The 16,402-nt window shown below is 70.9% G+C and carries 17 protein-coding genes; 9 read left to right on the top strand and 8 right to left on the bottom strand.

Going from position 1 to position 16,402, the window contains the following annotated elements; translation table 11 throughout:
- Positions 1–39: 39 nt before the first annotated feature.
- Positions 40–963, bottom strand: a complete 924-nt coding sequence (locus AC4NN1_RS10730) for an alpha-ketoacid dehydrogenase subunit beta (protein ID WP_442928141.1) — start codon at positions 961–963, stop codon at positions 40–42.
- A gap of 56 nt (positions 964–1,019) precedes the next feature.
- The gene (locus AC4NN1_RS10725; protein ID WP_491955288.1) at positions 1,020–2,159 is read right to left on the bottom strand and encodes a thiamine pyrophosphate-dependent dehydrogenase E1 component subunit alpha; all 1,140 of its coding nucleotides are present in this window, start codon (positions 2,157–2,159) and stop codon (positions 1,020–1,022) included.
- A gap of 145 nt (positions 2,160–2,304) precedes the next feature.
- Here AC4NN1_RS10725 and AC4NN1_RS10720 point away from each other — a divergent pair, with 145 nt between their 5' ends.
- Complete coding sequence (locus AC4NN1_RS10720) at positions 2,305–2,982, top strand: response regulator transcription factor (RefSeq protein ID WP_020098405.1); 678 nt, start codon at positions 2,305–2,307, stop codon at positions 2,980–2,982.
- On the top strand, positions 2,975–4,303 hold the full coding sequence (locus tag AC4NN1_RS10715) for a sensor histidine kinase (RefSeq protein ID WP_491955287.1): 1,329 nt from the start codon (positions 2,975–2,977) through the stop codon (positions 4,301–4,303). The genes AC4NN1_RS10720 and AC4NN1_RS10715 overlap by 8 nt, the downstream gene beginning before the upstream one ends.
- A gap of 33 nt (positions 4,304–4,336) precedes the next feature.
- Here the strand turns inward: AC4NN1_RS10715 and AC4NN1_RS10710 are convergent, their stop codons facing one another.
- Positions 4,337–4,849: an ASCH domain-containing protein gene (locus tag AC4NN1_RS10710; RefSeq protein WP_020098403.1), complete on the bottom strand. Its 513-nt coding sequence runs from the start codon at positions 4,847–4,849 to the stop codon at positions 4,337–4,339.
- 85 nt (positions 4,850–4,934) lie between these two features.
- On the opposite strand from AC4NN1_RS10710, the gene AC4NN1_RS10705 reads away from it, so the two are divergent.
- Both AC4NN1_RS10705 and AC4NN1_RS10700 read left to right on the top strand, forming a co-directional pair.
- Positions 4,935–5,687 carry a PepSY domain-containing protein gene (locus AC4NN1_RS10705; protein ID WP_336125245.1) on the top strand — a complete coding sequence of 251 codons (753 nt, stop codon included), beginning with the start codon at positions 4,935–4,937 and terminating at the stop codon, positions 5,685–5,687.
- 156 nt (positions 5,688–5,843) lie between these two features.
- Positions 5,844–7,253 carry a carboxylesterase/lipase family protein gene (locus tag AC4NN1_RS10700; protein ID WP_491955286.1) on the top strand — a complete coding sequence of 470 codons (1,410 nt, stop codon included), beginning with the start codon at positions 5,844–5,846 and terminating at the stop codon, positions 7,251–7,253.
- A 25-nt stretch (positions 7,254–7,278) separates the two neighbouring features.
- Here AC4NN1_RS10700 and AC4NN1_RS10695 read toward each other — a convergent pair whose 3' ends face one another.
- On the bottom strand, positions 7,279–7,857 hold the full coding sequence (locus AC4NN1_RS10695) for an NAD(P)H-dependent oxidoreductase (RefSeq protein ID WP_491955285.1): 579 nt from the start codon (positions 7,855–7,857) through the stop codon (positions 7,279–7,281).
- 451 nt (positions 7,858–8,308) lie between these two features.
- Here AC4NN1_RS10695 and AC4NN1_RS10690 point away from each other — a divergent pair, with 451 nt between their 5' ends.
- The gene (locus AC4NN1_RS10690) at positions 8,309–8,740 is read left to right on the top strand and encodes a GIY-YIG nuclease family protein (RefSeq protein WP_491955284.1); all 432 of its coding nucleotides are present in this window, start codon (positions 8,309–8,311) and stop codon (positions 8,738–8,740) included.
- A gap of 13 nt (positions 8,741–8,753) precedes the next feature.
- Here the strand turns inward: AC4NN1_RS10690 and AC4NN1_RS10685 are convergent, their stop codons facing one another.
- Complete coding sequence (locus AC4NN1_RS10685; RefSeq protein WP_491955283.1) at positions 8,754–9,542, bottom strand: hypothetical protein; 789 nt, start codon at positions 9,540–9,542, stop codon at positions 8,754–8,756.
- 134 nt (positions 9,543–9,676) lie between these two features.
- Here AC4NN1_RS10685 and AC4NN1_RS10680 point away from each other — a divergent pair, with 134 nt between their 5' ends.
- Positions 9,677–11,137: a sugar porter family MFS transporter gene (locus tag AC4NN1_RS10680; protein WP_018187680.1), complete on the top strand. Its 1,461-nt coding sequence runs from the start codon at positions 9,677–9,679 to the stop codon at positions 11,135–11,137.
- A gap of 131 nt (positions 11,138–11,268) precedes the next feature.
- Here the strand turns inward: AC4NN1_RS10680 and AC4NN1_RS10675 are convergent, their stop codons facing one another.
- Positions 11,269–12,333 carry a histidinol-phosphate transaminase gene (locus AC4NN1_RS10675; protein ID WP_491955282.1) on the bottom strand — a complete coding sequence of 355 codons (1,065 nt, stop codon included), beginning with the start codon at positions 12,331–12,333 and terminating at the stop codon, positions 11,269–11,271.
- A 48-nt stretch (positions 12,334–12,381) separates the two neighbouring features.
- Here AC4NN1_RS10675 and AC4NN1_RS10670 point away from each other — a divergent pair, with 48 nt between their 5' ends.
- Positions 12,382–12,774: a phage holin family protein gene (locus AC4NN1_RS10670; RefSeq protein WP_018187682.1), complete on the top strand. Its 393-nt coding sequence runs from the start codon at positions 12,382–12,384 to the stop codon at positions 12,772–12,774.
- Here the strand turns inward: AC4NN1_RS10670 and AC4NN1_RS10665 are convergent.
- Together AC4NN1_RS10665 and AC4NN1_RS10660 are read right to left on the bottom strand one after the other, a co-directional pair.
- Positions 12,746–14,038: an alpha/beta hydrolase family protein gene (locus AC4NN1_RS10665; protein WP_491955281.1), complete on the bottom strand. Its 1,293-nt coding sequence runs from the start codon at positions 14,036–14,038 to the stop codon at positions 12,746–12,748. The two genes, AC4NN1_RS10670 and AC4NN1_RS10665, sit on opposite strands and share 29 nt — an antisense overlap.
- Entirely contained in the window at positions 14,038–14,331 is a 294-nt protein-coding gene (locus tag AC4NN1_RS10660) for a hypothetical protein (protein ID WP_491955280.1), read from the bottom strand. Before AC4NN1_RS10660 ends, AC4NN1_RS10665 begins: the two co-directional genes overlap by 1 nt.
- Positions 14,332–14,471: 140 nt before the next feature.
- Here AC4NN1_RS10660 and AC4NN1_RS10655 point away from each other — a divergent pair, with 140 nt between their 5' ends.
- Positions 14,472–14,945, top strand: coding sequence for a low molecular weight protein-tyrosine-phosphatase (locus AC4NN1_RS10655; RefSeq protein ID WP_018187685.1), 474 nt, complete (start codon positions 14,472–14,474; stop codon positions 14,943–14,945).
- Positions 14,946–14,971: 26 nt separating this feature from the next.
- Positions 14,972–16,354 (top strand): adenylosuccinate lyase, encoded by a 1,383-nt coding sequence (gene purB / locus AC4NN1_RS10650; RefSeq protein ID WP_491955279.1) that lies wholly within the window; start codon positions 14,972–14,974, stop codon positions 16,352–16,354.
- Positions 16,355–16,402 lie beyond the last annotated feature (48 nt).

The raw sequence follows: 16,402 nt of genomic DNA, 5'->3' as shown, positions 1-16,402 counted from the left end.
GACGTGCGGGGGTCGCGGGTAGGGGGGCATCGTCGGGGGTCAGTAGGCGAGGGCGCGGTCGACGGCCTCGAGGATGCGGTCGGCGTCGGGGAGGTACTGGCCCTCGAGCTTCGCGGGCGGGAACGGCACGTCGAAGCCCGAGACCCGCAGGACCGGCGCCTCGAGGGCGTAGAACGCCCTCTCCATGACGGTCGCCGCGACCTCGGAGCCCACCGACACGTTGCCGGGGGCCTCCTGGGCGTAGATCATGCGCCCGGTGCGGCGGACGGACTCGAGGATCGGCTCGTAGTCGATCGGCGCGAGCGAGCGGACGTCGATGACCTCGCACGAGGTGCCCTCACCCTCGGCGAGCGCAGCGGCCTGCAGGAGCGTCGTGACCATGGCGCCGTGACCGACGAGGGTCACATCGGTGCCCTTGCGGACGACGCGCGAGGCATGGAGCGGCAGGGCGCGTTCGGCGACGTCGACCTCGCCCTTCATCCAGTATTTCGCCTTGGGCTCGAGGAAGATGACGGGGTCGGGCGAAGCGATCGCGTCCTGGATCATCCAGTACGCGTCGTTCGGTGTCGACGGCGAGACGACCCGCAGGCCTGGAGTGTGCGCGAAGTACGCCTCGGGGCTCTCCTGGTGGTGCTCGACGGCGCCGATGTGCCCGCCATAGGGGATGCGGATGACGACGGGGAAGTTCGCGTTCCCCTCGTGGCGGTTCGTGAGCTTCGCGAGCTGCGTCGTGATCTGGTCGAACGCGGGGAAGACGAAGCCGTCGAACTGGATCTCGATGACGGGACGGAACCCTGCCATCGTCAGGCCGATCGCCGTGCCGACGATGCCCGATTCCGCCAAGGGGGTGTCGAGCACGCGCTGCGAGCCGAACTCGGCGTGCAGGCCCTCGGTCACGCGGAACACGCCGCCGAGCGGACCGATGTCCTCGCCCATCAGCAGGACGTGGTCGTCGGCGTTCATCGCCGCGCGAAGGCCCGCGTTGAGCGCCTTCGCGAAGGGCAGGGTCTGGATGTCGCTCACGCGTTCCCCTCCTCGAGGGATGCCTCGTACTCGGCGAGCCAGCGCTGCTGCTCCTGCACGAGCGGGTGGGCGTCGCCGTAGACGTGGTCGAACATGATGCCCGTCGGGATGTCGCCGAGGGCGTTGGTGCGCACGCGCACGTCGTCGGCGTAGGCGGCGGCTGCGGCATCCACCTCGTCGAAGAAGGATGCCGGTGTGCCGCGGTTCTGCAGGAAGGTCCGCATGCGCGCGATCGGGTCGCGCTCGGCCCAGGACTGCTCTTCGTCGCTCGTGCGGTACTTGGTCGGGTCGTCGCTCGTCGTGTGCGCGCCCATCCGGTAGGTGAGCGCCTCGATCGCGCGGGGACCGCCACCGGCGCGCGCCTCGTCGAGGGCGAGCTTGCTGACGGCGTAGCTGGCGAGGACGTCGTTGCCGTCGACCCTCACCGACGGGATGCCGTAGCCCTCGCCGCGGCGAGCGAGAGGCACGCGCGACTGGGTCGAGACGGGCACCGAGATCGCCCAGTGATTGTTCTGCAGGAAGAAGACCTGCGGCGTCTGGTAGCTGGCCGCGAACACCATGGCCTCGTGGACGTCGCCCTGGCTCGAGGCGCCGTCGCCGTAGTAGACGATGACCGCCTCGTCCTTCTCCGGGTCGCCGGTGCCGGTGCGACCGTCGAAGACGAGGCCCATGCCGAGACCCGTCGCGTGCAGGGTCTGCGCGCCGAGGACGAGCGTGTAGATGTGCGTGTTCTGGTGCTCGGCAGGATTCCAGCCGCCGTGCGTGAGACCGCGCATCAGGCGGATGATGTCGATCGGGTCGACGCCGCGGGTCGTCACGACGACATGCTCGCGGTACGAGGGGAACACGTGGTCGTGCGCGCGGGCGGCGCGCACCGAGCCGACCTGCGCGGCCTCCTGCCCGAGGGACGGCGGCCACAGCGCAAGCTGCCCCTGCCGCTGCAGGTTGGTCGCCTGCCGGTCGAAGGCGCGCACCACGACCATGTCGCGGTAGAACGTCTCGAGCTCGGCGTCGGTCAGCGCGTCGATGAGGGGGAGGTAGCGCTCGGCCGCCTCACTGGGGGCGTACGAACCGTCGGCGGCGAGGACGCGGACGACGTCGGATGCTTCGGCCGGAGCCTCGAACGAGGGGGTCACCCTCCCACGCTAACCCCCCGCGCATGACCGGTTCTGCATGAGGTCGACAACGGATGCCGCGATTCGCCGTGCGTTCAGGACAAGGCGGCCCCGCCCCGGCATCCGCTTCAGCCCCGCTTCAGCGTGCGCACGCCACACTGGGCGCATGCGTGTTCTGGTGGTCGACGACGAGGTACGCCTGGCCGACGGCGTACGGCGCGGGCTCGAGGCCGAGGGCTTCGCCGTCGACGTCGCGCACAACGGCGTCGACGGACTGTGGCGCGCCCGCGAGACGCGGTACGACGCGATCGTGCTCGACCTCATGATGCCGGGGATGAGCGGATGGAAGGTCTGCGAGGCGCTGCGAGCCGAGGAGAACTGGACCCCCGTCCTCATGCTGACCGCCAAGGACGGCGAGTGGGACCAGGTCGACGCGCTCGATGCCGGAGCAGACGACTACGTCACGAAGCCGTTCTCCTACCCCGTGCTGGTCGCGCGGCTCCGCGCCCTCATCCGCCGCGGCGGCGTCGAGCGCCCCGTCGCCCTCGAGGCCGGCGACCTGCACGTCGATCCGGCCGCGCGACGCGTCCACCGCGGCGACACCGCGATCGAACTGACCTCTCGCGAGTTCGCCGTGCTGCTGCACCTCATCCGCCACAAGGGACAGGTCGTCTCCAAGCGCGACCTCATCGCCGGTGTCTGGGACGACGACTTCGACGGCGACCCGAACATCGTCGAGGTGTACGTCGGGCACCTGCGCCGCAAGCTCGACCGACCGTTCGACCGGACCGCGATCGAGACGGTGCGCGGCGCCGGATACCGGCTGGCGGCCGACGGTGGCTGACCAGGTGACGACGAGCGGACGGATGCCGCTCCTCAGGTCCCTGCGAGCGCGCATCACCGCCGCCGCGACCGTCATCGTCGCGGTCGTCATGATTCTCGCGTCGATCGGGTTCAGCGCGGTGCTGGGTTCAGAGGTGCGGGACGCGACCACCCGAGCGGCCGAGACGCGGGCCTCCGAGCTGGCCACCCGCATCGACGACACGGGCACCGCCGGCATCCCCGACCTCGATGACGACATCGTGCAGGTGATCGACGAGTCGGGTCGTGTGATCGCGGCATCCGAGGACGCGGAGGACGGCACCCTGCCCGCGGATCGCGGCGGCGAGGTCGTGACCTACGACGGCGACCCGGTCCTCATCGTCGTGGAGGAGACCGACGACGACATGCGGGTCGTGCTGGCGACACGGGTCGACGGCGACGAGGCCACGCTCACCACGGCGGGCTGGCTGCTCGCGGCATCCACTCTGCTCGTCGTCCTCGTGGTCGCCGCCGTCACCTGGTGGGTCGTCGGGCGGGCGCTCCGTCCCGTGGGTCGGATCCGTCGCGAGGTCGAGGACATCACCGCCGACCGACTCGACCGTCGCGTGCCCGAGCCCTCGTCGGGCGACGAGATCGCCGCGCTGGCCGTCACGATGAACCGCATGCTCGACCGGCTCGACGCATCCGCGACCGCGCAGCGCCGGTTCGTGTCGGATGCCTCGCACGAGCTGCGCTCCCCGCTCGCGACCATGCGACAGCACGCCGAGCTCGCCCGCGCCCATCCCGATGCGACGACGCTCGACGACCTCGCCGAAGTGGTGGCCGCCGAGGGTGTGCGGATGCAGGACCTCGTCGACGGCCTCCTCGTGCTGACCCGCCTCGACGAACAGGCCCCGCAGCGGCGAGGCGTCGTCGACCTCGACGACCTCGCCCTCGCCGAGGTGTCGCGCCTGCGCGCTGCCGGGGTCACGGTCGACGGCTCCGCGATCACGGCGGTGCAGGTCGTGGGCGACGAACGCCTGCTCGGCCGCATCGCCCGCAACCTGGCCGACAACGCGGCCCGGCACGCGGCATCCCGCGTCGCCGTCGGCGTCGCGCGCGACGGAGCGGACGCGGTACTGACGGTCGACGACGACGGCAGCGGGATCCCCGCGTCAGAGCGCGAGCGCGTGTTCGAACGTTTCGTGCGTCTCGACGAGGGACGGGCGCGGGATGCCGGGGGCAGTGGCCTCGGCCTCGCGATCGTCGCGGGCGTGGTGCGGGCCTCCGGCGGCACCGTCGCGGTGGGCGAGTCGCCCTGGGGCGGCGCACGCTTCACGGTCCGGCTGCCGGCGGCAGGCTGATCCCCGCCGTCGGCTGAGCCGGACCGCTGAGACTCAGTCGGCGTGCTCGGGCGGCCAGACCACGGCGAAGCGCTCGAAGACGATCTCGTCGTCCTCCGACCACTCCGCGCCGCGCGCGGCGGCGACCCGCGTGAAGTAGCGACGGTGCTCGCGCTGCCAGCTCACGAACGACCGGTCGTCCTCGCCCTCGTCGAACGCGAACGCCGCGTCGGCGCTCGCGAAGGGCCCGACGCGCAGCTCCGTGCTGCGGATGATGATCCGCGGGGCGCCCGTGCCATCGCATGCGATCCAGTGCGAGCCGATCCGCGGCAGCGGGTCGCCGTGCTCGGAGAACTCGGCGACCAGCTCGGAGGTCGCCCGCTTCGGACCGTTCAGCACTGCGTCGAGCAGCTGGTCGGCGAGGCGCGGGCTGTCGCCGAAGTGCTCGACGGTGTACTCGGCTCCGGCCGCAGCGGCGGCAGGGTGCGCCGCGCGGTAGTCGGCCCACATCCGGTCGGCGGCGTCGCGGTCGAGGGGGAAGGCGGCGGAGGAGAGGCTCTCGGACATCCGTCGATCCTCTCACCCCGGCATCCTGAAGACGGCTTCAGGTCGCTTCAGGTCCGCTTCAGTGCCCACTCGGCACTCTGGGGTCATGAGCGAGAACAACACCACCCCCGACCAGACCACCGCCCCCACCGAGCAGTACGCGACCGTCGCCGAGGCCCCCACCGCCCCGAAGCGGCGCGGACGCACGGCCCTCATCGCGGGCGGCGCCACGCTCGGCGCGCTCCTCCTCGTCGGAGGGGGCGTCGCCATCGGCTCCGCGGTGGCCGACGACCGCGACGAGGACGGTCTCGACAGTGTCGCCTCGAGCCGGCTCTCCGACGCCCCGTCCAGCGGGGTCCCCGCCGCGACGACGACGGACACCGACGACGACCGCACCGACGACCGCGCGGACGACGACGCGGCGGGTGCGGCATCCGGATCCATCGGCGCGGCGGGCGCCGACGAGCTCAGCGCCGCGGTCAGCGCCGCGAAGGGCGTGGCCGACGGTGCTCCGACCTCGATCGACGCCGACCGCGACGGCAGCTGGGACGTCACCCTGACGGCACCCGACGGCGCCGAGACCGAGGTGCGCGTGAGCGCCGACGGGAAGGCCGTCGTCCGCGAGACCGAGGCCGCTGACGCGGACGACCGCGCCCCGAAGAACGTGCTCGACGCGAAGACCCTCGCGACCATGGTCGACGCCGCACTGGCCGAGCAGCCCGGCCGCGTCCTCGAGATCGACGCCGACGACGACAACCGCTCGCCGTTCGACGTGTCGATCCTCACCGGTGACCGCCAGATCGTCGAGGTCACCCTCGACGCCGGCGGGAAGGTCATCGCCACCGAGATCGACGACTGAGCGGATGCCGCGGCGCGGCATCCCTCGCTCCGGGCGCGGATCCTTCGGGGTCCGCGCCCGTCGGCGTCCGTCACCCGAGCATGGCGTTCGCATAGCCCCGAATGCCACGATGACTGCCGCGGCCATCATCCGCCGCACCGTCTCGGAAGGATGCCGATGCCTCACCCCTCACCCAGCGTCACCCTCACGACGGGCACCGTCGCCGGGACGGAGAGCGCCGGCGTCCGCCGGTTCCTCGGCATCCGCTACGCGGAACCGCCTTTCGGCGACCGGCGGTTCGCCGCCCCCGTCCCGGCACGTGCGTGGGAGGGCGTGCGCGAGGCGACCGGATTCGGGCCCACCGCACCTCAGAGTCCGTACCAGGGCGATTCGGCGACGCTGCTGAGCAGCGTCGAGATCCCGGGCGAGGACATCCTGACCGTCAACGTCTGGACCCCCGCGGATGCCGACGCCGCCCCCGTCGTGGTGTGGGTGCACGGTGGCGCCCTCGAGCGCGGCACGGCGGCGCTCGAGGGGTACGACGGTACGACGTTCGCCCGCGACGGTGTCGTCTTCGTCTCGCTCAACTACCGCCTGGGGAGCGAGGGGTTCTCGGTGCTCGACGACGTGCCCCGCAACCTCGGGCTGCTCGATGTCGGGGCGGCCGTGGACTGGGTGTTCCGCGAGATCGCCGCGTTCGGCGGCGACCCCGAGCGCGTCACCCTCATGGGCGAGTCCGCCGGTGGTGCACTGGTCGCTGCCGCCATGGCGATCCCCCGCATCGGCGAGCGCGCGCACGGCGCGATCATCCAGTCCGGGCCGCTCGACGCGTCGACCCCCGAACGCGCCGGCCGCGTCACCCGGGCGATCGCGAAGCACCTTGGCATCCCCGCGACCCGCGACGCGTTCGCCGCCGTCAGCCCGCAGCGGCTCGTCGACGCCCGACTCGAGCTGACGCGGAAGTCGTCGCCGATCCCCGTCGGCGGCTTCGCCCTCGCCCTCGACCCCGCGTCGGTGCCCCGCGCTCCCGAGAAGGCGCTGACGGATGCCGCGGCCCCGATCCTCCTCGGCACCAACACCGACGAGTACCGACTCTGGCTGTCGCCGGCCGCGATCGCCGCGCTGGGCCCGCTCAAGGTCGCCGCCCTCGCCCTGTTCGGGCGGATCCCGGCAGGTGCGATGCGCGCGGCCCGGGCCGACGGGTCACACGGCGCCGAAGCGCTCGGTCAGGCGCTGAGCGACAAGATCCTGCGCGCGCCCGCGACGCGGCTCGCGCAGAACCGCCCCGAACGCACCTTCGTGTACGAATTCGCCTGGCAGAGCCCCGTCCGCGGTCTGCGCGCCGCGCACGCCGTCGAGATCGCGTTCGCGTTCGGCCGGCTGAGCGGCCCCGACGCGGTGGCGCTCTCGGGAGAGGATGCCCCGCAGTCCCTCGCCGACGAGATGCACGGCGCGTGGGTGTCGTTCATCCGCACCGGCGACCCGGGCTGGCCGGCCTTCGGGGCGACGCGCGCGACCCGCGTATTCGACACCGTCTCGCAGACCGTTCCGCAGCGCCGCACAGAGGTCGTCGACGCCTTCCGATGAGGATCGCGGTGAGGCCGGCGAGCTCTCAGCCGCGGATGGCGGCCGTGATGCGCTCGACAGCCGCGTCGATGTCGGATGCCGCGACACCGGCATCCGCTTCGTACAGGAACTCGGTGAGTCCGCGCCGGACGCCGCAGTAGTCGAAGATGCCGGTCGCGATCTGCGTCGAGAACGAGACGTCGTACCCGCGCCGTTCGTAGAGCGCCGCATCCGACCCCGCGAGGGGAACCAGGTGCGCGGTCAGACGTCCGAGTCCGGGACGGATGCCGCCGCCCTCACCGACGCCGAATGCCCAGCCGTTGACGAACACGCGATCGATCCAGCCCTTCAGGAGGGCGGGCATCGACCACCAGAACACGGGGAAGACGAGGACGATGTGGTCCGCGCGCTCGATCCTCGCGATCTCGGCTGCCACGTCGTCCGGGTACTCGCCCGCGACGGCGTACGAGTGCCGGTCGGCGGGGGAGAATCGCGGGTCGAAGCCCTCGGCGGCGAGATCGGCGACCTCGACGTCACCCGGGGCGAGCGTCGCCGCGAGACGCTTCGCGACGTGGTGGGTGAGGGAGGCCGGATCGGGGTGTGCGACGACGATGAGGGTGGACATCCCTCCATCCTGGCTGCCTCGCGGGAGTGGGGAGAAGTTTTTAGCACATCTGGCTTGTCCCCCGAAAGGGGGACAAATCGCTCCTCGCGAGGTTCTATATTCGTCCTGCTGTAGACCAACAGTTGGGGAGCTGGTTAGCCCGCACCCGGACTGGTTTCTGGGGGATTCCAGGCGTTCCCGCGTGCGGGCCACGCTACAGCGACACGACCCGGCTGGGGTCAGGGGGACGCCCCTCTCCAGCCGGGTTCGTCCATAGAGGGTTCCGCCCCGGCGTGCGTGCGCGTATCGTCGCCGACAACCCAGCCCCGGGTGTCCGCGCGGGATCGCGTTTCTGCACGTCGCAGTTACGCATCCGGGGGCCCGGTTCGTCGAGTCGACCTCCCCCTCGACTCCGACCCGGGACCCTCCCGCCGGACGAACGGGTGTCGGCGGTCGCGGCGAGGATGGGCGGGTGCCCGCATCCCTCCCCCGCCCGTGCCGCGTGTGCGGAGGCGTCACCGGCGATCGTCTCGACGACGCCTGGTACTGCGATCGTTGCGGCTGGCGACTGGGCGACGCCCCCGACGCGGACCTTCCCCGACCGCGCATGGACGTCGTCTACTACCTGCGGTTCCGCGACCGGGTGAAGATCGGGACGTCCGCGACGCCGCGACGCCGCCTCGCCGCGATCATGCACGACGAGCTGCTCGCGTTCGAACCGGGTGATCGCCACGTCGAGCATCAGCGGCACGTGGAGTTCGCCGACCTCCGCGAGGGAGGCGAGTGGTTCACGCTGACCGGCGACCTGGCGACGCACATCGCCGACGTACGCAGCCGGATCGGGGAGCCCTGGGCGGCCTACGACCGCTGGCTCGGCGACGCCTACCGCCGCCTGTCGTCCTGACCCGTCGCCGGGGTCAGCCCCGGTCGAGGAAGACGCCGACGCGATCCCCCTCGAGGACGAACTGGAGAGCGCGGCCCTCGCGGATGCCGGGGAGCGCACCGGGCGAGAAGTCGTCGAGGCCGAAGGTGACCGTCGCGGGGAAGGCGCCCGTCTCGCATCCGCTGTAGATCGGCCCGTCGATCCCCTGGTCGGTGTCGGGATCGAACTCCCGGGCTGACGGGATCAGCGAGGTGGGCGCGACCGCCAGGCAGGGGAAGGGGTCGACCCTCGCCTCCGGCCCGTAGTCCACCGTCTGCACGAACAGCGTGAGGCCTTCGTATTCGAAGATCGGTGTGTCCTCGCTCCGCCCGAAGAAGCCGACCGGCACCTCGACGCCGTTCGTCGGTTCGAGGGTCGCACTCTGCCGGATTCCCGCGGAGCTCGGGACCGGCGTGATCTCCGCGACCGAGTACGCGAGCCCCCCACCCACCGCCGCGGCGACGACCACCGAGACCACCCAGAGACCCCGCCTCACTCCTCGGCGGCGCCACGCGCTCGGCGCGGGGACGGCTAGGGACGGCGCGGGCCCTTCCCGCGCGGCATCCATCTGCGCGTCGTCGTCGTCGTCGTCGTCGTCGATGGCGTCGTCGGTGTCGGCAGGCGCCGGCGGATCGGTCCGCTCCGCGACCGCGGGCGAGCGCCGCCCTGCCTCCTCGAGTTCCTCCAAGCGCCGCATGGCCGCGGGATCGAGATGGATGTCGGCGGCCGGCCCGTAGGCGCGGGCGCGCAACGCGCGAAGCTCGTCAGTGACCGGGATCCCCATGCGAGCATCGTGACACACCCCCATCCGGCACCCGGACGATGAGAACCCGCGGGCCGACCGGCATCCATTACCGGATTCTCGCGCTCGCGCAAGTCCACCCTCGGCTCGTGGGAGCGGGGGTAACCTCGTCCCTCATGAGCACTACCGGCACGATTCCTGCAGACGCCTTCTCGATCAAAAGCCCCTACGGGCGACGAGCGATCGGGCTGTCGATAGCCGCGGCGGTCGGTGGGTTCCTCTTCGGTTTCGACTCGTCCGTCATCAACGGTGCCGTCGATGCGATCGAGGGCAACTTCGAACTCGACAAGGTGCTGACGGGATTCGTCGTCGCCGTCGCCCTGCTCGGGTGTGCCGTCGGCGCCATCATCGCCGGAAACCTGTCGGACCGCTGGGGTCGACTCAAGACGATGATGCTGGGCGCCGTCATGTTCCTCGTCTCGTCGATCGGCTCCGGTCTGACCTTCAGCGTGCCCGACCTCATCGTGTGGCGCGTCATCGGCGGCATCGGCATCGGCATCGCATCGGTCGTCGCCCCCGCCTACATCGCCGAGATCGCGCCGCGGCAGATCCGCGGCAGCCTCGCGTCGCTGCAGCAGCTCGCGATCACCCTCGGCATCTTCGCCGCCCTCCTGTCGGATGCCGTCCTCGCCAACAGTGCCGGCGGTGCCGCGGAGCAGCTGTGGCTCGGGCTCGAGGCCTGGCGCTGGATGTTCCTCGTCGGCGTCATCCCGGCGGCCGTGTACGGCATCCTCGCCTTCACGATGCCGGAATCGCCGCGCTTCCTTCTCGCCAAGGGCCGCAACGACGAAGCCCGAGAGGTCTTCTCGCGCTTGGTCCCCCAGGCCGACCTCGACAAGTCCGTCAACGAGATCCGCTCGGCGATCGAGCAGGACCGCAAGAGCAAGAGCGCGTCGCTGCGTGGCCCGGTCCTGGGGCTCCAGGGCATCGTCTGGGTCGGCATCATCCTGTCGACGTTCCAGCAGTTCGTCGGCATCAACGTGATCTTCTACTACTCGACGACGCTCTGGAAGGCGGTCGGCTTCGACGAGAGCAACTCGCTGACGATCAGCGTCATCACCTCGATCACGAACGTCGTCGTCACGCTCATCGCCATCTGGCTGGTCGACCGCGTCGGCCGCAAGCCGATCCTGCTGACCGGTTCGGTGCTCATGACCCTGTCGCTCGCGACGATGGCACTGGCGTTCGCCTTCGCGGTGACCGTGGACGGCGAGGTCTCGCTGCCCGGCGCGTGGGGTCCGATCGCCCTCGTCGCCGCGAACCTGTTCGTCGTCGGCTTCGGCGCGTCGTGGGGCCCGCTCGTCTGGGTGCTGCTCGGCGAGATCTTCCCCAGCCGAATCCGTGGCAAGGCGCTCGGTGTCGCGGCCGCCGCACAGTGGATCGCGAACTTCCTCATCACGGTGTCGTTCCCGGCGATGTCGGGCTGGTCGCTGCCGCTCACCTATGGCATGTACGCGCTGTTCGCGGCCCTGTCGTTCGTGTACGTCGCCTGGCGCGTGCCCGAGACGAAGGGCATGGAGCTCGAGCAGACCGAGACTCTGTTCGTGCGCAAGCAGAAGGAGAAGTCCTCGCGCTGAGCCGCGACGGGTTCCGGGGACGCGAGACGTCGCCCGAACCGCCAGACACAGACACGACACAGACCCCGACACGACGCGTCCCCGGAGTGCCCGATTCAGGGCTCCGGGGACGTCGTCGTCTCAGGGCCCGGTCAGGGACGGACGGATGCCGCGACCTCGACCACGCGATCGATCGACTCGTCCTCGCCCACCGACACACGGACGCCGTCGCCGGCGAACGGCCGGACGACGAGATCGGCGGCTTCGAACGCCGCTGCGACCTCGAGCGAGCGCTCCCCCGCGGGCAACCAGACGAAGTTGCCCTGCGCGGTCGGGACGTCCCAGCCGATCTCGCGCAGCCGCGTGACCAAGCGGTCGCGCCGCTCGGCGACGACGGCGACCCGCTCACGCAGCTCGTCCTCGGCATCGAGGCTCGCGAGAGCCGCCGCTTCGGCCTGCGCCGTGACGGATAGGGGGATGCCGGCGCTGCGGGCGACATCGAGGATGCGGGGGTGCCCGACGGCGTAGCCGATGCGCAGACCCGCGAGCCCGTAGGCCTTCGAGAAGGTGCGGAGGATCACGACGTTGTCATGCCCGGCGGCGATGACCTGCTCGCCCTTGACCGCTGCGGCATCCGTCACGAACTCGACGTACGCCTCGTCGAGGACGATCAGCACATCCGAGGGGACGGCCGCGACGAACGCGTCGAAGTCGGCCTGGGTCACGACGGCACCGGTGGGGTTGTTGGGCGTGCAGACGAAAACGGCGCGGGTGCGGTCGGTGACGGCTGCCGCGAGCGCGGGAAGGTCGACGGCGGCGGCGTCGTTCAGCGGCACCATGACGGGGGTCGCGCCCGTGACCGTCACGATGCCGGGGTACGCCTCGAAGGAGCGCCAGGGCAGGACGATCTCGTCGCCGACGGATGCCGCGGCCTGAGCGAGCTGGTACAGGATCGACACGGAGCCCGCGGCGATGTGGATGCGGTCGTCACTCACGCCGAACCGCTCGGCGAGCCGGGCTCGGAGCCGGCCGGCGAGCGCATCGGGGTAGCGGTTGAACGCGACCGCACCCCGCACCGCGTCGACGACGCCGGGCAGGGGCTCGAACGGGTTCTCGTTGCTGGAGAGCTTGTAGGCGGTGACGCCGGCCTGCTTGCCCTGCTTGTACGAAGGGAGGGCGGCGATCTCAGGGCGAACCCGGATGGGGATGTCGGTCACGCGACGAGTCTACGAGCGGCGTGGCGGCGCGCGTGGGAGACTGCGAGCATGCGCTTCATCATCCGCGTCGTGATCAACGCATTCGCGATCTGGGTCGTCACCCTCATCGAGCCGCTGCGCGTCGAGGTCACCCCGTTCGCCCCCGGCGAGACGCTGCAGCTCGTGCTGTCGCTCCTCGCCGTGGCGGCCGTGTTCGCGATCGTGAACACCGTGATCGGGACGGTGCTGAAGATCCTCGCCTTCCCGCTCTACATCCTGACCCTGGGTCTCATCTCCCTGGTGATCAACGGCTTCCTGTTCTGGCTGACCGGATGGTTCACCGAGTGGTGGGGCTGGGGCCTCACGGTCGAGTCCTTCTGGCTCGGCGTCGTCGCCGCCCTCATCATCTCGATCATCAACTTCGTCTTCGGGATCATCCTGCGTCCGCAGACGAAGGCGTGACGCCCTCCTCGGTGTCGTAGACGAACACCTCGACCGATTCGGCCTGCCCGAACTCGGCGAGACGCTGCCGGACGGCATCCACCCGCGGGTCGGAGGATGCGTCGAGCATCTCGGCGGTCTCGGTGTAGGCGTCCATCTGGTGGGAGTCGAGACCCGGCCAGGGACTGACGTCCCGCTCGACGACCATGCTGCCCTGAGCGCCGATCGATCCGTCATGCCCTCCGGCAGCCAGGAGGGGCACAAGATCGTCGCTGTGGCGGAGGTCGACCTGCAGGGTGTCGGCGCCGACGTCGGCCTGCACGGGATTGCCGAATCCGACCAGCATCGGCACCTCGTACTCCTCTTCGAGCGCGACGCGGCTGGCGATCATCGCGCCCTGCGAATGCCCGCTGACCATCACCGAGTCGCCCGGCTTCGCGCCCGCCTTCTCGAGCGCGATCCGGACGGACTCATAGGACGACGACGCGGCACCGAGGTACAGCGGCACGTTCGTCCCCATGCCGAAGGTGCCGACGTCGCCTTTGGTGCGCGTCCCCGAGACGTAGAGAGCGAACCGCCGACCTCCGCCGGGCATCGTGTACCGCTCGACGCGGATGTCTCCCGGTCGCTCCGTCGACGGCTGCCGCCGGGCGAGGGCCGACATCGACTCGGGCGCCGTGCCCTTCGCGACCGTGATCAGCGAGACGGTCGGTGTCCTCGGCGTTCCCACGAGTCTGCTGCCGTCGGGGATCGCCCCCTTCCCCGCAGCGCGGATCGCGAGCGTCCCCGCGCCGTAGAGACCCATGGTGCCGGCGCCGAGCGTGCCGAGGAGGAGGCTCGGCCAGAACAGCTCGCGCGCGACCGTCGCGAAGGGGTTCGGAGCATCGGCGACCGCCTGCTCCGCGAGCGCTGCGGCCGCGGGAGAGGATGCCTCGAGCTGCTCGATCCGGCGGGCGAGAAGCACCGCGTCACGACGATCCGCGGCGTCCCCTGCCGCCGCGGCAGCGTGACGCGCCTGCAGCTCGACGAGCTCGTAGGCCGTTGCGGTGTCGCGCAGCGCGGTCACCAGCATCCGCCCCTGCTCGGTCACCGTCTGAGCGATCGTCACGGGGTGGCCGACCATCACACCGGTCAGGGTGATGTCGAGCAGTTGGTCCGCCTGTCGCAGCGTCGTGCCGAGCGTCTCCGCATCGGCCACGGCCAGGTCGGCTCGCGCGGCCGCATGTCGGAGCGTCTCGGTGTCCACCGCGACGACCCGCCCGCTGCGGATCTCGAGATCGCCCATCAGCCCGCCGCCTCCGCCACACGCCGGTCGAGACAGGTCTGGTCGATCACGGCCTGGATGGCGGCGGTCAGTTGCACCAGCTCGCTCTCCCAGGCCGACACCGCTGCGCGGAATGCATCGGCGGCATCCGCACTCCAATCCACGAGGTGCGCGAGACCGCGGACGTCGGCGAGCAGGCGAAGTGCCTCCTCGTCAGCCTGCCGCAGGAGGGCCAGGGCCTGATCGAAGGTGGCGAGACGCTCCTCGAGAGGGGTGCCCCAGAGGTACGGGTAGGGCGCGACGACATCGGACATGCGTCGAGGGTGGCCCGCGGCATCCGTCTGCGAGCGACCCTGACGAAGCCCGGTGGATGCCTCAGGAACCCCCCGGTCTGTGCAGAAGGCGCTTCGATCAGCACAATGGAGTGGTGCCCGCGCCCGATGATGCTTTTCGCGTGGTTTTCGTGTGCACCGGGAACATCTGCCGCTCCCCCATGGCGGAGGTCGTCTTCCGGTGGTTCGCCGATCAGGCGGGACTCGGCGACCGCGTCGTCTCGACGAGCGCCGGCACGGGCGAATGGCACGTCGGGGAGCGCGCGGACAGCCGCACCCTCGATGCACTCGAGCGACGCGGCTACGACGGCACCCGCCACCGGGCGAAGCAGTTCTCGCGTGAGGATTTCGACCGCAACGACCTGGTGATCGCGCTCGACCGCTCGCACGAACGGATCCTGTCGGAGTGGGCACGGAGCCCCGCTGACGTCGACAAGCTCGCACTCCTGCTGAACTTCGACGCGCGCGCGGACGGTGCGCTCGACGTCCCGGACCCGTACTACGGCGGCCCCACGATGTTCGACGAGGTGCTCGGTATGATCGAGAGCGCGAGCCGGGCTCTGTTCCGGCAGCTCGAACCCGCGCTTCGCCGGTGAGCGCACCCCCCACCGAACGGAGTCGCGTGTCCTCCCTGCCCTCGATGTCGCTGAGCCCCCTCGACGGACGCTACGCCCCCGCCGTCGCTCCCCTGACCGAGTACCTCTCCGAAGCCGGCCTGAACCGGGCCCGCGTCGAGGTCGAGGTCGAGTGGATCATCACGCTCACCGATCGCGGACTGTTCGGTTCGTCCGCGCTGACGGACGCGCAGAAGGAGTCGCTCCGCGCCCTCTACCGCGACTTCGGCGCCGACGAGATCGGCTGGCTCGCCGAGAAGGAAGCGGTCACCCGCCACGACGTCAAGGCGATCGAGTACCTCGTCCGCGACCGCCTCTCGACCCTCGGACTCGACGCGATCGCCGAGCTCACGCACTTCGCCTGCACCAGCGAGGACATCAACTCCGCCTCGTACGCTCTCACCGTCCAGCGCGCCGTCGAGCGCGTGTGGCTGCCGAAGCTCCATGCGGTGGTCGAGTCGCTGACGCAGCTGGCCGAAGAGCACCGGGATGCCGTCATGCTGTCGCGCACGCACGGTCAGCCGGCGACGCCCTCGACCATGGGCAAGGAGCTCGCCGTCTTCGCCTGGCGCCTGCAGCGCGTCGCCGCCCAGATCTCGCAGGGCGAGTACCTCGCGAAGTTCTCCGGCGCGACCGGCACGTGGTCGGCGCACCTCGCCGCCGAGCCCGACGTCGACTGGCCCGCCCTGTCGCGCGGCTTCATCGAGGGTCTCGGCATCGGCTTCAACGAGCTGACGACGCAGATCGAGTCGCACGACTGGCAGGTCGAGCTCTACGACCGCGTGCGGCACGCGGGCGGCATCCTGCACAATCTCGCCACCGACGTGTGGACCTACATCTCGATGGGCTTCTTCGCCCAGATCCCCGTCGCGGGGGCGACCGGGTCGTCGACGATGCCGCACAAGATCAACCCGATCCGTTTCGAGAACGCCGAAGCGAACCTCGAGATCGCCGGCGGCCTGTTCGGGACGCTCGCGTCGACGCTCGTGACCTCACGTCAGCAGCGCGACCTCACCGACTCGACGACGCAGCGCAACATCGGCGTCGCGTTCGGACACTCACTGCTCGCGCTCGACAACCTGCAGCGCGGTCTCACCGAGATCTCGCTGTCGCGCCACGTGCTGCTCGCGGACCTCGACGCGAACTGGGAAGTGCTCGCCGAGGCGATCCAGACCGTCGTCCGCGCCGAGATTGTCGCCGGTCGCTCGCAGATCACCGACCCGTACGCGCTGCTGAAGGACCTCACCCGCGGCCGCCGCGTCGGCGCTCAGGAGCTCGCCGAGTTCGTGAACGGGCTCGACATCGGGGATGCCGCGAAGCAGCGCCTGCTCGCCCTGACGCCCGCCGGCTACGCGGGCCTCGCTGACCGGCTCGTCGACCTGCTGCGCTGACGCGCGGGGGCGGGGCGGGGGCGCGTGGCCCCGGCATCCGCTCGCGCC

The sequence above is a fragment of the Microbacterium sp. MDV22-iso44 genome (genome assembly GCF_058629135.1).
Note: the sequence above shows the minus strand (reverse complement) of the source record. Positions and strands in the feature narration are given on the sequence as shown.

What these genes read in the sequence shown, in the direction of transcription:
- AC4NN1_RS10710 (WP_020098403.1), bottom strand. Translation starts at nt 4,849, where the DNA reads ATGTCCGAGAGCCTCTCCTCCGCCGCCTTCCCCCTCGACCGCGACGCC.
- AC4NN1_RS10670 (WP_018187682.1), top strand. Translation starts at nt 12,382, where the DNA reads ATGCGCTTCATCATCCGCGTCGTGATCAACGCATTCGCGATCTGGGTC.
- AC4NN1_RS10685 (WP_491955283.1), bottom strand. Translation starts at nt 9,542, where the DNA reads ATGGGGATCCCGGTCACTGACGAGCTTCGCGCGTTGCGCGCCCGCGCC.
- AC4NN1_RS10705 (WP_336125245.1), top strand. Translation starts at nt 4,935, where the DNA reads ATGAGCGAGAACAACACCACCCCCGACCAGACCACCGCCCCCACCGAG.
- AC4NN1_RS10665 (WP_491955281.1), bottom strand. Translation starts at nt 14,038, where the DNA reads ATGGGCGATCTCGAGATCCGCAGCGGGCGGGTCGTCGCGGTGGACACC.
- AC4NN1_RS10720 (WP_020098405.1), top strand. Translation starts at nt 2,305, where the DNA reads ATGCGTGTTCTGGTGGTCGACGACGAGGTACGCCTGGCCGACGGCGTA.
- AC4NN1_RS10700 (WP_491955286.1), top strand. Translation starts at nt 5,844, where the DNA reads ATGCCTCACCCCTCACCCAGCGTCACCCTCACGACGGGCACCGTCGCC.
- AC4NN1_RS10660 (WP_491955280.1), bottom strand. Translation starts at nt 14,331, where the DNA reads ATGTCCGATGTCGTCGCGCCCTACCCGTACCTCTGGGGCACCCCTCTC.
- AC4NN1_RS10730 (WP_442928141.1), bottom strand. Translation starts at nt 963, where the DNA reads ATGAACGCCGACGACCACGTCCTGCTGATGGGCGAGGACATCGGTCCG.
- AC4NN1_RS10680 (WP_018187680.1), top strand. Translation starts at nt 9,677, where the DNA reads ATGAGCACTACCGGCACGATTCCTGCAGACGCCTTCTCGATCAAAAGC.
- AC4NN1_RS10695 (WP_491955285.1), bottom strand. Translation starts at nt 7,857, where the DNA reads ATGTCCACCCTCATCGTCGTCGCACACCCCGATCCGGCCTCCCTCACC.